At 29.1% G+C, this 14,545-nt stretch carries 15 protein-coding genes; 14 read left to right on the top strand and 1 reads right to left on the bottom strand.

Going from position 1 to position 14,545, the window contains the following annotated elements:
• Positions 1 to 3: 3 nt before the first annotated feature.
• The 14 genes from C7447_RS11365 to C7447_RS11420 all read left to right on the top strand — a co-directional run bounded on the left by C7447_RS11365 (position 4) and on the right by C7447_RS11420 (position 13,217).
• Positions 4 to 2,289 carry a DUF3987 domain-containing protein gene (locus tag C7447_RS11365; protein WP_148870624.1) on the top strand — a complete coding sequence of 762 codons (2,286 nt, stop codon included), beginning with the start codon at positions 4 to 6 and terminating at the stop codon, positions 2,287 to 2,289.
• A gap of 129 nt (positions 2,290 to 2,418) precedes the next feature.
• On the top strand, positions 2,419 to 3,762 hold the full coding sequence (locus C7447_RS11370; protein ID WP_211354918.1) for a DNA adenine methylase: 1,344 nt from the start codon (positions 2,419 to 2,421) through the stop codon (positions 3,760 to 3,762).
• Positions 3,752 to 4,714, top strand: coding sequence for a DNA adenine methylase (locus C7447_RS11375; protein WP_148870625.1), 963 nt, complete (start codon positions 3,752 to 3,754; stop codon positions 4,712 to 4,714). The genes C7447_RS11370 and C7447_RS11375 overlap by 11 nt, the downstream gene beginning before the upstream one ends.
• Positions 4,701 to 5,435, top strand: coding sequence for a hypothetical protein (locus C7447_RS11380; protein WP_148870626.1), 735 nt, complete (start codon positions 4,701 to 4,703; stop codon positions 5,433 to 5,435). The genes C7447_RS11375 and C7447_RS11380 overlap by 14 nt, the downstream gene beginning before the upstream one ends.
• Before the next feature lie 44 nt (positions 5,436 to 5,479).
• Positions 5,480 to 7,006 (top strand): AlwI family type II restriction endonuclease, encoded by a 1,527-nt coding sequence (locus tag C7447_RS11385; protein WP_211354919.1) that lies wholly within the window; start codon positions 5,480 to 5,482, stop codon positions 7,004 to 7,006.
• 12 nt (positions 7,007 to 7,018) lie between these two features.
• Positions 7,019 to 7,924 (top strand): DUF5655 domain-containing protein, encoded by a 906-nt coding sequence (locus tag C7447_RS11390; protein WP_148870628.1) that lies wholly within the window; start codon positions 7,019 to 7,021, stop codon positions 7,922 to 7,924.
• A gap of 155 nt (positions 7,925 to 8,079) precedes the next feature.
• Positions 8,080 to 8,547 carry a hypothetical protein gene (locus C7447_RS11395; RefSeq protein ID WP_148870629.1) on the top strand — a complete coding sequence of 156 codons (468 nt, stop codon included), beginning with the start codon at positions 8,080 to 8,082 and terminating at the stop codon, positions 8,545 to 8,547.
• Positions 8,548 to 8,554: 7 nt separating this feature from the next.
• Positions 8,555 to 9,628 (top strand): serine/threonine-protein kinase, encoded by a 1,074-nt coding sequence (locus C7447_RS11400; RefSeq protein WP_148870630.1) that lies wholly within the window; start codon positions 8,555 to 8,557, stop codon positions 9,626 to 9,628.
• A gap of 17 nt (positions 9,629 to 9,645) precedes the next feature.
• Positions 9,646 to 9,819 (top strand): hypothetical protein, encoded by a 174-nt coding sequence (locus C7447_RS14825; protein WP_170245999.1) that lies wholly within the window; start codon positions 9,646 to 9,648, stop codon positions 9,817 to 9,819.
• Positions 9,820 to 10,469: 650 nt separating this feature from the next.
• Positions 10,470 to 10,706 carry a hypothetical protein gene (locus tag C7447_RS11405; RefSeq protein ID WP_148870631.1) on the top strand — a complete coding sequence of 79 codons (237 nt, stop codon included), beginning with the start codon at positions 10,470 to 10,472 and terminating at the stop codon, positions 10,704 to 10,706.
• A 3-nt stretch (positions 10,707 to 10,709) separates the two neighbouring features.
• Positions 10,710 to 11,270, top strand: a complete 561-nt coding sequence (locus tag C7447_RS14925) for a retropepsin-like aspartic protease (protein WP_211354923.1) — start codon at positions 10,710 to 10,712, stop codon at positions 11,268 to 11,270.
• Positions 11,271 to 11,548: 278 nt separating this feature from the next.
• A complete protein-coding gene (locus tag C7447_RS14830; RefSeq protein WP_170246001.1) occupies positions 11,549 to 11,716 on the top strand; it encodes a hypothetical protein in 168 nt (55 codons plus the stop codon).
• A gap of 281 nt (positions 11,717 to 11,997) precedes the next feature.
• The gene (locus C7447_RS11415; RefSeq protein ID WP_148870632.1) at positions 11,998 to 12,438 is read left to right on the top strand and encodes a DUF6943 family protein; all 441 of its coding nucleotides are present in this window, start codon (positions 11,998 to 12,000) and stop codon (positions 12,436 to 12,438) included.
• A 137-nt stretch (positions 12,439 to 12,575) separates the two neighbouring features.
• Positions 12,576 to 13,217, top strand: a complete 642-nt coding sequence (locus C7447_RS11420) for a DUF6266 family protein (protein WP_148870633.1) — start codon at positions 12,576 to 12,578, stop codon at positions 13,215 to 13,217.
• 196 nt (positions 13,218 to 13,413) lie between these two features.
• On the opposite strand, the gene C7447_RS11425 is transcribed toward C7447_RS11420, so the two are convergent.
• Positions 13,414 to 14,496, bottom strand: a complete 1,083-nt coding sequence (locus tag C7447_RS11425; protein WP_170246003.1) for a hypothetical protein — start codon at positions 14,494 to 14,496, stop codon at positions 13,414 to 13,416.
• Positions 14,497 to 14,545 lie beyond the last annotated feature (49 nt).

Genomic DNA, 14,545 nt, shown 5'->3' on the forward strand with positions numbered 1-14,545 from the left:
GTTATGCAAGTTGCCGTATCAGTCTTTAACGACTTCATTTATAAGGTTGAGGATAAGCCTTTAGAAAAAATCCTTAACGCTATTAAATCAGGTACTTATAAAGCCAAAATAAGCGATATAAGAAATCTAATATCCAATGACAATAAAAAGGAAGCAGACCAATTAAAAAAGCAATTACAGGCGTTTACAGTATCAGGTACTTTTAGTAAAGGTAGAAGTATAGATAAAATAGATACATATAGCCAATATGTAATTTTGGATATTGATAAACTTTCAAAATCTCAATTAAAAGAGGTTAAACAAATCACACGTTTAGCACCTTACACTTATGCGTCATTTATTAGTCCTAGTGGTAAAGGTTTAAAAATTATTGTAAAAGTTAGTTCTACTAAAGAGCATCACAAAGAAGCCTACAACCAAGTTGTGGCCTATTATGAACAAGCATTGAATATAGGTATTGATACCTCTGGGAGTGATATTTGTCGCTTATGTTTTATGTCTTATGACGAAGACTGTTTTATTAATTCAAATGCAGATATTTTCGAAGTCAGTATAAAATTAGACGAAGAAAAACCAATTCCAATAAAACACAATAATTCAATAAGCAATGATATTGAAGCCTATATATCGGAAATAGAGAAAACAGCAACAGATATTACAGGTAATTATGAAACTTGGCGAAATTTAGGTTTTGCAATTTCAGAAGAATATGGAGAAGCTGGAAGAGATTACTATCACAGAATAAGCAGATTTTATATAAACTACAACTATCAAGAATGCGATAAACAATACACCAACTGTCTAAAAGCAAAAGGTACAGGTATAAGTATTTCTACGTTTTACTATATGGCACATCAAAATAATATAAAGCCATACAAAGAACCTATTGAAGAAGAAATATTAATACGAAAAGAAGAAACCAATTCAGAAGATTATTCAGATAGTCCAACATTCTCAAATTCCTTAATTCCTCAACTTCCGCAATTCCTTCAACAAGTAGTTAAGTATACAAAAACAGACCAGGAAAAGGATATTATGATATTAGGTGCAATAACAGCTATAAGTGCTTGTTTACCTAAAATATACGGTATCTATGATGGCGATAAAGTATATTCTAATTTGTACTTGTTTGTAACAGCGGCAGCAGCTTCAGGAAAAGGTAAGTTAAAATTTTGTAAAAGATTGGTTTATAAAATTCACAAAACAATGCGTGAGGAAGCTAAACTAATGGAAGCGGAATATGATGCAGAATTAGCGCAATACAACAAGAATAAGGCGAAAGATGAAAACTTAAAGAAACCTCAAAAACCACCTATTAGAATGTTATTTATACCAGCAAATAACAGTTCAACAGGTATGTTTCAATTATTGTATGATAGTAAAGGTAGAGGACTAATTTTTGAAACCGAAGCAGATACATTAGCAAAAAACTTTAAAACAGATTATGGCGATTATTCCGATGGTTTTAGAAATGCCTTTCATCACGAAACCATAAAATATTTTCGTAGAACAGATAGAGAATATGTAGAGATTGAAGAGCCTTGTTTATCGTGTGCATTAACAGGAACACCAAAACAAGTTTTGGCGTTAATGCCAAATGCTGAAAATGGTTTGTTTAGTCGCTTTATGTTTTATCAAATGCCAACAAGTACGACTTGGAAGAACGTTTTTGCTATTAACACTAAAAAAGGCTTAAATGAGTATTATGATCAATTAGGTAATGAATTTTATGAGTTATACAGACAACTAATCACAAATACTGAAATTCAGTTTTCATATACAGAGGAACAGCAAGAAGTATTTAATCAATTTTTTTCAAAAATTAATCTATACTATCTAAACGTAAACCCTTTAGAATACAATTCTTCAATTAAAAGAATGGGTATAATAGCGTTTAGAATTAGTATGATTTTAACTGTTTTAAGGATACTAGAAACAGGCGATGTTTCAAATCCTTTGTACTGTTCTGATGAAGATTTTCAATCTACATTAACTATCGTAAAAGCCTTAATTAAACATAGTAGTAAAGTGTATTCTAGTTTACCGGTTGATAAAACTGCTATAAACTACAAGAACAAAAAAGAACAGTTTATAGATAGTTTACCATTGCGTTTTTCTACACAAGATTATATCAGCTATGCATCTAAATTAGATATTACTCAAAAAACAGCTGAACGATATATCACAAATCTTTGCAAAACCAACTTTTTGTTAAGAGAGTCTCAAGGCAACTACTACAACCCATCAAAAGAAGAAAGTGAGGAAAACGAGGGAACAGCGGAAGTTTAGTATTATTTCCCTCACTTTCCTCATTTTCCTAACACTACTATTTAGATAGAAAATAAAAACGCTAAACTTATTCAATCTTTATTCTTTACTATGGATATATTTTTTAGATTTGTCAAAAAACGTCAAATTATGTTGGACACATTAGTTTCAATCGGCAGCACATTAAAAGAAATTCGTGAAACAAAGGGTTTTCATCTTCAAGAGGTAGCAGAAGAGACTTCTATAAATTTTACAATATTAAGCAGGATTGAGACAGGCAAAAGATTACCTACCAAAAATCAAGTTCAAAGTCTTGCTAGTTTTTATAATTATAGTGAAGAAGAATTGATTAAACATTTGATTAGTGATAAAATAATTTCAGAGATTCAAAATGAAGATTTAGGTATTGAAGGGTTTAATTTGGCAGAAAAAAAAATAAAACTAGGTTCTGAACTTTTTAATAGCTATAAAAATCTAGAAAAATTTGAACTTCAAAGCAGAAGATATATAGGTAATAAAGCAAAATTAACTGATTGGATAATTGACATCTTAAAAAAGGAGACAAAAGGACGTAATACTTTCATTGATATATTTGCTGGCACTTCTATTGTTGCTAAATCAGCAATGGAAATGTATGACGTTGTAATTTTAAATGATATTTTATATTCAAACAATATAACATATGAGGCTTTTTACAGTACTTCTAATTGGGATTCTCAAAAACTGGTTGAAATAGTAAACAAATATAATTCTCTTAAAGCCACTTCTGTAAGAGAAAATTATTTTTCGAAAAATTTTGGAGGTAAGTTTTATGAAAAGAATATTTCAAAAATAATAGGATATATTCGTCAAGATATAGAGAATAAAAGAAAAAAAGATTTTATTAATTATAGAGAATATGCTATCCTATTAACGTCTCTTATTTATACTATTGATAGATTAGCAAATACTGTAGGGCATTTTGATGCTTACATAAAAAAGCCTATCGCTGCAAAACCCTTAAACTTTAAATTAATTCAAACTTTTGACTTTAATGGTGCTAAAATTTATCAAGAGGACGCTAATATTTTAGCTAAAAAAGTTAAGGGTGATATAGCTTATATTGATCCGCCATATAATTCTAGACAATACAGTAGGTTTTATCATATTTATGAAAATTTAATTCAATGGAAAAAACCTAAACTTTATGGTGTCGCTCTAAAACCTGAACCTGAAAATATGAGTAAATATTGTACTGTTAAGGCTAAAGAAGCATTTAAGGACTTAATTACAAACCTTGATGTAAAGTATTTAGCTGTTTCTTACAATAACACCTATAAATCTAAAAGTAAATCATCTGCTAATAAAATTAAGTTTGAGGAAATAGTTGAAATTCTAGAAAAAGTAGGTGAAACAAAAGTATTTGAGCAATCTCATCAGTTTTTTAATACTGGTAAAACAGAGTTCAATAATCACAAAGAATTTTTATTCCTTACCAAAAAATATGATAGATAAAAACAAAATATTTCGTTCACCATTATTTTATGTGGGTGATAAGTATAAATTATACCCAAAAATTAGCAAGTATTTTCCAAGCAATATAAATCGCTTTATTGAGCCATTCACAGGAGGTGGTTCTGTATTTCTAAATATAAAAGCTAATGAATATTTATTGAATGATATAGATTCTAATGTTATAAACATTCATAACTTCTTGAAAGAGCAATCAAAAAATCCCGAATTGTTTTTTCAAAACGTTTTCGAAATTATTCAAGAATACAATTTATCACATTCATATATAAAAGATATTGTACCTAAAACTATTAAAGATAAATATAAGAAAACGTATTATGCTAAATTTAATAAAGAAGGATATAATAAGTTAAAGAATGACTATAATTCAGGTAAAGCTTCTACAATTTTACACTTGTATATTTTATTAATTTTCGGTTTTAATAGAATGTTACGTTTCAATTCAAAGGGGCTGTTTAATTTACCTGTTGGTAATGTTGATTTCAATAAAAATACTCAAAATGCCTTAAACGATTATTTCAACTTAATAAGCAAAAAAAACACCTTATTTAGTAATCTTGATTTTATAGACTTCTTTAATAGTTTGACTTTCAAAGAAAATGATTTCATATACCTTGACCCACCATACTTAATCACATTTAGTGAGTATAATAAACTATGGAATGAAGATGAAGAAAATAAGTTATTGGATATGCTTTTATATTTGGATGAAAAAGGTGTAAATTTTGCTATTTCTAATGTAACTCACTATAAAGGGAGAGTAAATGAAAGGTTTTTAGAATGGTGCAATGATTACTATTGTTACGAGGTAAAAAGTAATTATATAAGTTATCACGACAATTCAAATAAGACTTTTAGAGAAGTTTTAGTCACTAATTATCAAAGTAAAGATTTGATTAAACAATCCTCTTCTTTAAAATATGAAAAAGTATAAAAACATAATAGATTGTATTCAATATGACTCGGCAACTTCTAGGAATATCCCATTTGAAGTTGCTAAATATGTTTTTAATTATCAAACCGATTCAAAAGACAAACAAATTATAGATAATTTAGTTAAACAAGGTATGGTTTTAGCTGAAAAGGTTAATCCTGGTGCAGCAAATTATGGCAAAAGTTCAAGGGCAAAATCAACAATTATTAAAAACTCTATATCCGGTTTACTAGCAGAATTTGTTTGGTTAGATTTTATTAGTCATCATAAGATTGGCTGTTCATCTACTGATTTTACTGAAGCTAAAAAACAGATTGATATAGTCATACTGGATAATAATAAAAAAATTGAAGTACGCTCATCTTTTCCACGAAATGGTTTAAAATTTGCTCTTTGTCATAATAAGTACCAATTCGATGTAATAGGTCCTTACGTTAATGATTATAAGCCTGGTGAAATAATAAAAGACTTCTATGTAAGAACACTATTTCCTTTTTCAAGTAATCAATTACTAGAAAGAATAAAACAGGATAATTTTCAAGTGTTTCTTACAGGTGGTGCAACTTGGTCAATGATGTTAGATGATTCAGTTTCATTTAAAAAGGATTTTATTCCAGAAGATGAATTAGATCCGACAAGATTAGAGTCAGCTTCAATTTATAGAGTAGTGCCATTTAGCAAGGCATTAGATTCATTTGAAATAATAAACGCATTAAGTTGAATATGTCAAAAAAAAGAATAAAAAGAAAGCCAACTTTTAAACAAATGGCATTTGAAACAGCAGTTAGAAACCCTGAAAGGTATATCGAAATATTAAAGGCTGTTTCAGAGTTTGAAAATGTAGTTTTAAACGAAAAAAACTTACTAAAAATTGTTGTTAAATTATATCTTGATGGTGTAGTTTCTAGTAATGAAATAGAAATACTTGAAGAAACTAAACCTGCTGATATAGAACAATTGGTTATTGATGTTAATAGTACTCGTAGAGCAGATGGCGGTTTTCCTTCTGGTTATTCTTCTCGTTTTTGGACTTATATGCGAACACCTTCTGAATTAGGGTTTGTATATGCTCGTTATGGTGAACCCTTTAAGCTTTCAGATATTTGTAAAAAATTAATTTCAGGTGAAATTGATGAACAAGAAGCTTTTTCTATACAAGCTGTTAAATACAATAGAAGAAACCCATATAGAAACGTTAGTAATGATTTCAACTTTTTTACATTTATTATTAAAGTTTTGATGGCCTTAAGGGAAAAGGGTAAATCTTTAAGCTATGAGCAATTTATTGTCGCAATGTTTAGTCAAAACGGTAATGTGCAAGAGTTTTTAAAATTGCTTGAAAACAAGAAATTTAATGATAATGAGGATGCTTTTAACTTTGTAAAACAAGAGTACAAGGTTAATACTAAATTTAAAACAATTACTCAAGATTATCCTGATGTTGTTCGTAGAGTATTTATAATTTCTGGTTTTATTTCAATAAGGTTTACTGGCAAAAAATTAATCCAGATTAATGAAAGTAAACTAAAATACATAGAAGCACTTTTAAAGTTTGATTTTAATTTAAGCGATGTTGAAAAAACTACAGCAATTGAATATTTTAATAAACTTAATTCTAAAAGTAATGAGCTGTATCTCATTATTGACTCTTTCCGTAAAGATGATGTTATCGATGGAGAGCAATACGTAAATAAAATTTACAATATCATAAATGACTACAATATAACAGAAGACATAATCATTGAAAGTATTGAAAAAATAGGTACAAGAAGAACAGTTATTGATGAGTTTAAAGAAATACCTGAACCTTTAAAATTAGAGTTTTTTATATCCATTTTTATAGCTCTTAAATATGGTAAAGAATATGCAATTCGTCCAAATTATAAAGCAGACCACATAGGTAAACCTTACTCTCACGCACCAGGTAATAAAGGAGATATTGAAATTTTCACAAAAGAGTTCTATTGGTTAATTGAGGTAACATTGATAAGAAATAAAACTCAACAACTTAATAATGAAACAGCAAATGTTATTAGACACTTATATTCAAATGAAGAATTTGAAGATAGGCTTGTAAAATATTTATCTTTTGTAGCACCAACTATACATCAAGATGTTCGTGAGTTTTTTGATTTTTCAATAGTTAAGAGTATTTCTAATGGCTATGACGTGAGTATAAAGCCATATGATTTAAATGATTTTATTGAAGTAACATCAGTTAGTGAAAACTTTAATGATATGAAAAATTACACAAAAGGAGTGATTAATGAATTTAAAAATAATCTTAATTAGTACATACCTAATATGCAATTATTTAATCTAAACAAAAATTCAAAACTTGTAAACGTAAAGGAAAAGCCTTTTAAATTAGAAAAAGACATTCAAAATATATTTGAATTTAATCTTCAAGACATTTTAGGGTTGGTATTAGTTAAATCAGAATTTACAATTAAAAATAAACGTATTGATACTTTAGCCTATGATAAGCAATCAAATGCTTTTATAATCATAGAATATAAAAGAAATAAAAATATAAGTGTAATAGATCAAGGTTTCACATATTTGAGTTTAATGCTTGAGAACAAAGCTGATTTTATTATTGAATACAACGAAACTTTAAAATCCAATCTAAAACGTCAAGATGTAGACTGGAGTCAATCAAGAGTTATTTTTGTGTCTACAAGTTTTACTGAAAATCAAAAAACAGCAACTAATTTCAAAGATATTGCAATTGAATTATGGGAAATAAAAAAATATGATAATGATTTAATTAGTATCAATCAAATAAAAAAGAGCAGTTCAGCCGAAAGCATAAAACCTATTACATCATCAAACTCAAAACTAGCTTCAGTTTCAAAAGAAATAAAAGTCTACACCGAAGATGAGCATTTAGAAGGTAAACCTGAAGAAGTAATTGAATTATATGAAAATTATAAACAAGCTATTTTAAATCTCGCTGATGATATTGAAGTAAAAGCTAATAAACAATATATAGCCTTTAAAAAAGATAAAAACTTGTCTGATATAGTTATTCTAAAAAAAGGCTTAAAGATTTTTATTAATATTTCAAAAGGAAATCTTGATGACCCAAAAGGCTTAATGCGCGACGTGTCAGATACTGGTCATTGGGGTAATGGTGATTATGAGACAATCGTTAAGAACGATGCAAATTTAGAATATATAATGAGTTTAATTAAGCAAGCCATTTAGGTATTAATTTATTGTAAATATAATCACATTTTTAGGCTTTCTATTATTTACAGATTTACATTTATAATGTCAAAAATTAAAGCTAATTAATATTTAAAAAAACTCATTTTTACAAATAGTGATATTTAGTTTACAACATATTTTTAAATAATATTATGACAATAGCAGGAATTAGATGTACACCTAAAAAAATTTATTATAGCATTATTGTGTTTAAAGAAAACGATACATTTACTCTAATAAACCAAAAGTTAATTATTCCAGTATCATTTAATATTCCAGACAAATTAAAATATGTCCGTAAGACAATTCTGGATATTTTTTTAGAATATAATGTAATAAGAGCAGGAATAAGGGTAACAGAAAATAATGCTCAATCACCCGATAGGTTTAGGTTAATGCTAGAAGCAATTGTTCAAGAACTTATTGCAAGTAGTTATGTAGAAGCCTATTTTACTGGTTTAAAAGGTTCCATAAGTAAAAGATTAGATATTCCAAATGATGGCACTATAACTGAAGTTATAGAGGGTAGGTCGGTCTTTAATGGCATTACGGATTGGTCGTCATTTTCAACTGAACATAGAGAAAGCATTTTAGTAGGTTTTGCCTCGTCAACTTTATAATTAATATATGTTAGATTACACGAAAACAGATTTACACTTTAAAATCTTGAAAGATATTGGTCAAGAAGGTAAAAACTCAACAGTTCATATTGCACACGATTATCAATTAGATACAGAAATTGTAGTTAAAAAAATAAGTAAATCAGACTTTAAAAATGATTCTGAATTTTTTGATGAAGCCAAAAAGCTATATAGCTCAAATCATCCAAATATTGCACCAATACAGTATTCTTGCCAAGACAAAGATTTTATTTATATAACAATGCCTTTTTATCAAAAGGGTTCATTAAATAGTTTAATAAACAAAAGACCTTTAAGAGTTAGCGAAATAGTTAAATATAGTATTGATTTTTTAAGTGGGTTACATCATATTCATACTAAACAACTATTACACTGTGATATTAAGCCGACTAACATTTTAATATCAGATAGTAATGATGCGATTCTTACAGACTTTGGTTTGGCAAAATATTTAAATAATGATGGCTTAACATTGCTTGGTAAATTCTATGATTTACACAGGGCGCCCGAAACATTACAAACAGAAATCATTAGTAATCATAGTGATATTTTTCAAGCAGGTTTAACAATTTATCGCTTATGTAATGGTAATGTCTTTTTTAAAAGACAGTTAGATAGATTCGTAAATAAAGATAATTCGTTTAATTATGATAGTTTTCTAAAATCTGTTTTTGAAGGTAAATTTCCTAATAGAAGTGCTTATTTAGAACACATTCCACAAACTTTAAGAAACTACATAAGAAAGGCATTGCATCCTAATCCAGCTGATCGTTATCAATCTGTTTTAGAGTTTTTAAATGATTTATCTAAAATAGAGATTACCCACGATTGGCAAATGCTTCCTAATGGTAACGGTTGTACTTGGCAATGTTTTAAAGACAACAAAGAGTATATAGTTTCAGTGTTAAATAAAGATGCAAAAACAGCAGAGGTAAAATCGACAAAAAGGGTACAAACAAAGGCTAAAGAAACAAGAATAACGAAATATTGCGAAAAAAGCACTACTTTTGATAAGGCTTATGCGCTTGTTAAAAAGGCTTTAAACAACAATTCTATTTAATTGTCGTTTTAATAATAATGAAAAAGCATTTTAAATATAATCCTAAATCATTACAAACTAGAGAAGCAAAATCAACTTCAATTAGTGGTTCGGATTATGCAAAAAAAGTTAGTTTGTCTAAAACGTATAATTCAAAGCTAATATTAAAATCCAAAGATTTAGGTAATGGCTTTCATACGTTTGAACTTTAGTAATCATAAAGGTTATTTAATTCCCCACAAAATAAAACCCAGTTTTTTTCGTTCCTCAAAATCCTCTGTCTTTTATTTTGTTCCGCTCGCCAATGCGCTTGTAGTTTTTGGTTGCCAACCCTCACACAGCACATTACTTGTTTTATTTAAACGTTTATATTTTAATAAAAAGGTACAATAAAAAAGTAAAGAGCTGTTGCCAACGCTCACACCAAAAACTACCCAAAGCTATGTTTACATAATACAAGTTATAGTAGCAAACGGCACTTTTCAAAGGTTTGCTATCGCAGTTGTAATGCATTTTGTAGCTATAACTGGTATTATGTAAAATATCCGCTATTCCAACGCGCAATTCCGAGCATTAAACCACATTTTAAACAAACATTAAACACCCGAATATTTTAAGGATTACGTTTATTGTTAATAATATTCGTTATCTCATTCAAGCTGCACAAAACCATCGTTAAGTCCAAGTTTTCCTTACCTCAAGTCTTTGTTTGTTTCATTTCGTTAACAAATATAGTTAGTTGGTTTTTTTCTAAATATTATTATTTTGGCACGTCTTTCGCAGTTGTAAATGAAATAGATAGAGATATTTATTGTATATTTGCAACCATTTTCATAATTTTATAATTGTTATTGATAAACCAATGTTAGAAAAAGAATTTAAATATTATCTTGATAATCAAGAGAAATTCGTTTCTCAATACGAAGGCAAGTATCTAGTTATAGTTGGCGAAGAAATCGTTGGTGTATATAGTTCTGATGAAGAAGCTTATTTTGAATCAGAAAAAAAATATGAAGCTGGTACATTTTTAATACAATTTTGCGAAGCAGGTGACAATTCTTACACTCAATCATTCCACTCACGTGTAAGTTTTGTTTAATTTATGGAAAGTGCTTCAAAATCCTTTACTCTTAAATCAAACGGTACTTTACGTGTTTTAAAAACACCTTGCGGTGTATGTCAGGCGTTTGACCCATTAAGTGGTGGTAAACATCCCAAAGTTGAGCAATTTACAGGTTTATGGGATACAGGTGCTACTGGTACTGTAATTAGTAAAGATTGTGCTTTAAAGCTAGGTTTAAAACCTATAAGTAAAGCTAAAGTTTATCACGCTAACGGTGAGGCTATTGTTAATGTCTATGCTATAAATTTATTTTTACCTAATCAAGTAGCATTTCAATTTATAAAAGTTACAGAAGGTGTATTAAATGGTACAGATTTACTTATAGGTATGGATATTATTTCACGTGGTGATTTTGCAATAACCAATTTAGGTGGTCAAACTGTATTTAGCTTTCGTGTTCCTTCAGAGGGTAAACTTGATTTTGTTGAAGAGTCTAAACCTAAACAAGTAATTAATACACGCAAAAAAATAGGCAGAAATGATTCCTGTCATTGTGGTAGCGGCAAAAAATTCAAACATTGTCACGGTAAAAACCATTAGTATTTTATTTCCTCTTTTCCCCACCACCCAAGTTAGCGGTTATAAAAAAATAGGTTTATAAAGTTTAGTGCTACGCCATAGCATATTACTTTTTATCGTACCTCAAAAAAGCAATAAGCTATTGTCTAAAAGTCCTGTATAAGTAGCTTGTTTAAATGCTGTTTTTATCAAACAACTATTTAAAACGCTACCCATACAAACGCTTCATCCAACGCGCAATACGGTACTAAAACCTATTTTTTTAAGTGTTAATTCCCCAGAAAAGTTATATTTATAGTATGAAACAAATAATTGAAAATTTATTTGATTTATTCTTTCCTCACGATATTGATGCAAACGGTAATAAAATCGAAAATCCTGAAGGTGATGATTCTTTTGGCACTAAACTTTTCACAATCATTATGCTTGTTATAATAGTTATATTGGCAGGAATAACATTAAATTAATAAAAGATAGCAAATATATGTGGCTTCCTACAGCCCACGCTTTAAGGCTATAAAGCTCAAGCCTACGGTTTTTTTAAAAACTTTTTATTACTACTTCAAAGCAATTTTTCGTTTTGCTTTTAGCTTTTTCTATTTCATTAAAATTCCTAAAAAACTTTTTTAAAAAAAGCTTGACAGCCTTACCCACGCCACAAAGCGGAAGGCTTTCTTTTTTTAATTTTTTTCTTTTTCATTTTCAAAAAAAATATGTGTGAGCGTAGCGAACTTTTAATTGGATAGCTATGTCTTATTTTGAACTGAAAACACACCAAATCGGAAGAACCTACTCGAACCCTCATTTTTTTATCCTAAACAAAGGACTTAACAGCGGAAAACCGCTTTCAAATCCTTGTCCTAACTGTTTTGTAGTAATCACAAAAACGGAAGCAGAGAAAAACACCCTTTTTCATTTATCTATGATGTTACAAATAGGCGGTTTTTACGCTTATTATTTAAAAGGTAGTGTTATTCCGTTTATTTCTGTAGATGATTGCAGAAACACGCTTAAAAAAGCCGTCAAATCCTCTCATAATGTCAGCGACCAGATGCAAAAACACATAAAAGCGGTTGAGGTTATAAGCAAAAAAGAAAAAGAGCTACAAAATGTCATTGATAAAATGTCAGTTTTAAAGGTTGCATATATCCGTAATTGTTTCAAACTAATGCAAACAAAAGAAGTATAATGCAAAGGCATCAGACAAGCCTAAAACAGTAACAGAATGGCATAATTCTCGTTATATTAGTAACGAAAACAAGGTTTAAAAGCAATATCAAGTCCGTACCAAGTCCGAACAAGTATTAATTTTAAATTGTTATAAAAATGGGAAAAATTCCACAGGGTATTCTAGGAAGCTTATCGGGTAAGGTAGGTAGTATTATTGGCGGTAGTTGGAAAGGTATTGACTACATCAGAATTAAGCCAGCGAGCGTGGCGAATCCACGAACAGAAGGACAGGTAAATCAGCGTAATAAATTTACTATTACATTGGAGTATCTTCAAGCGACAAGCGATTTTATTAAAGTTGGATATAAGGCTTTTGCTGTTAAGAAAACAGAATTTAATGCTGCAATGTCTTATGTGTTAAATAATGCAGTAGGAGGCATCGCACCTAACTTTACAATCGATTATTCTTTAGCTTTATTAAGTAGAGGTTCTTTGTCAAGTGTTTTAAATGGTTCAACCGATTTAGCAACACCAGGACAAGTAACTTTTGATTGGGATGATAACTCGGCAGAAGGTAATGCAAATGCAACTGATAAAGCGATGGTATTAGTTTACAATCCAAGTAAAAAAGAATCTGTATCAATTCTTGATGGTGCTGATAGAACTGTAGGTTCTCAAGTAATTACTATACCAAATACCTATGCAGGAGATACTGTAGAGCTATTTATGGCGTTTGTTTCTGCTGATGGTACACAAGTATCGAATAGTGTGTATTTAGGCTCTGGTACGGCAGCTTAATAACTTTAAGTTTAAATACATATTTAAAACCGTTTCTATTAATTTAGAAGCGGTTTTTTTATATTTTTAGATCACTTCAAATGATAGGTTAAAATGTTATACCTATGTTGTACCCTTTTTTAATTAATCTTTTAAAACCCTTTATTTATAAGGGTTTATTTAGTTAATTAATATAATACATTGTTACCCAGCGTACTTATGTCCAAGTTATCTCTTTTTTGACTAATCCGTATAGATTAGTAATAAAGAAAAATAACAGTCCAAAATTTAATCCAATTAGAGCTTTTGTCAATACTGTTTTCAATTCCGACTCTTCTAATATGAAGTAAACAAAGAATGGCAACAAAACTCCGAATATTAAACTCGCAATTAGAATCGAAAATATCAATAAATTGAAATTTGACAAACCTTTTCTTAAGTCAAGAAGCAATTGATAAAGTTCCTTAAAATAATGTTCATTCATGTCGTCACAAAGCTCTGCCATTAATTTGTTGTTCAGCTCCATTTCTTCATATTTTTGGTCAATCCTGCCACAGGCATTTAGAATATATTCTTTTGAATCTTGTGAAAGTGCATTATAATTTATGACTTGATAATCTTTGCTGAACCAATACCAAAGTGAGCTTGCATAGTCACAAGCAACACATCTTTCAATATACTCTAAATTATAAATCCTTTTTTTCTGAAAATCCTTGTAAAGCTCACTCGGTCTTCTAATATCTCGACTTTTTCTGTTTCTAACTAAACTAATCATTCCAAGAAATAAGTCCGAAAGCCCTTCTTTATATCTATCGTCTTTTCTTAATCTTTCAATTATCTCTAATTTTTTTTTATTCGGTTTATAATCATCCCTATAGAATCCTTTATATTGAATGTAATCTACGTGTTTGTATTCGTTATGTTCCAAAAGACTTTTAGTGGCTTTGTCATCAACCCAAACGTTATAATATTGAGTCAGTTTATCACATACTCGTCTAAATTCGGTTATTTTTTGTGAGAATTTGACAGCCTCATTGTAGGTATCTTTTTTGAAATCCAAAACGAAAGTTATTCTGTTAAAAAAGTAAGTGACTAAAATCGCTGAAAAAAGTCCGTTGATTGTTAAAATCAATTCAAGACTACTGTTTGAAAACCCAAGTTCTGAAGTTTTATTTTTTAACGATATAAACAGAAGAGTGGCAAGTTCGATGGAAATTATTCCCAAGCAAATCATTGTCCAATTCCAGTTTTTCAACTCGTAAATTAATCGATAATAATAATTGATAATCGTTTTTCTCAATGTTCGTCTTGTATGTTGGGTAACTAGTTATATGCAGAACTTTATTTGG

Source organism: Tenacibaculum adriaticum (assembly GCF_008124875.1).
In the GTDB taxonomy this organism is placed as follows: domain Bacteria; phylum Bacteroidota; class Bacteroidia; order Flavobacteriales; family Flavobacteriaceae; genus Polaribacter; species Polaribacter adriaticus.

Excerpts from the sequence above, each read along its gene's own strand:
- C7447_RS11390 (WP_148870628.1), top strand. The coding sequence starts at position 7,019 with ATGCAATTATTTAATCTAAACAAAAATTCAAAACTTGTAAACGTAAAG.
- C7447_RS11375 (WP_148870625.1), top strand. The coding sequence starts at position 3,752 with ATGATAGATAAAAACAAAATATTTCGTTCACCATTATTTTATGTGGGT.
- C7447_RS11400 (WP_148870630.1), top strand. The coding sequence starts at position 8,555 with ATGTTAGATTACACGAAAACAGATTTACACTTTAAAATCTTGAAAGAT.
- C7447_RS11415 (WP_148870632.1), top strand. The coding sequence starts at position 11,998 with ATGTCTTATTTTGAACTGAAAACACACCAAATCGGAAGAACCTACTCG.
- C7447_RS11380 (WP_148870626.1), top strand. The coding sequence starts at position 4,701 with ATGAAAAAGTATAAAAACATAATAGATTGTATTCAATATGACTCGGCA.
- C7447_RS11420 (WP_148870633.1), top strand. The coding sequence starts at position 12,576 with ATGGGAAAAATTCCACAGGGTATTCTAGGAAGCTTATCGGGTAAGGTA.
- C7447_RS11370 (WP_211354918.1), top strand. The coding sequence starts at position 2,419 with ATGTTGGACACATTAGTTTCAATCGGCAGCACATTAAAAGAAATTCGT.
- C7447_RS14925 (WP_211354923.1), top strand. The coding sequence starts at position 10,710 with ATGGAAAGTGCTTCAAAATCCTTTACTCTTAAATCAAACGGTACTTTA.
- C7447_RS11365 (WP_148870624.1), top strand. The coding sequence starts at position 4 with ATGCAAGTTGCCGTATCAGTCTTTAACGACTTCATTTATAAGGTTGAG.
- C7447_RS14830 (WP_170246001.1), top strand. The coding sequence starts at position 11,549 with ATGAAACAAATAATTGAAAATTTATTTGATTTATTCTTTCCTCACGAT.
- C7447_RS11385 (WP_211354919.1), top strand. The coding sequence starts at position 5,480 with ATGGCATTTGAAACAGCAGTTAGAAACCCTGAAAGGTATATCGAAATA.
- C7447_RS11405 (WP_148870631.1), top strand. The coding sequence starts at position 10,470 with ATGTTAGAAAAAGAATTTAAATATTATCTTGATAATCAAGAGAAATTC.
- C7447_RS11395 (WP_148870629.1), top strand. The coding sequence starts at position 8,080 with ATGACAATAGCAGGAATTAGATGTACACCTAAAAAAATTTATTATAGC.
- C7447_RS14825 (WP_170245999.1), top strand. The coding sequence starts at position 9,646 with ATGAAAAAGCATTTTAAATATAATCCTAAATCATTACAAACTAGAGAA.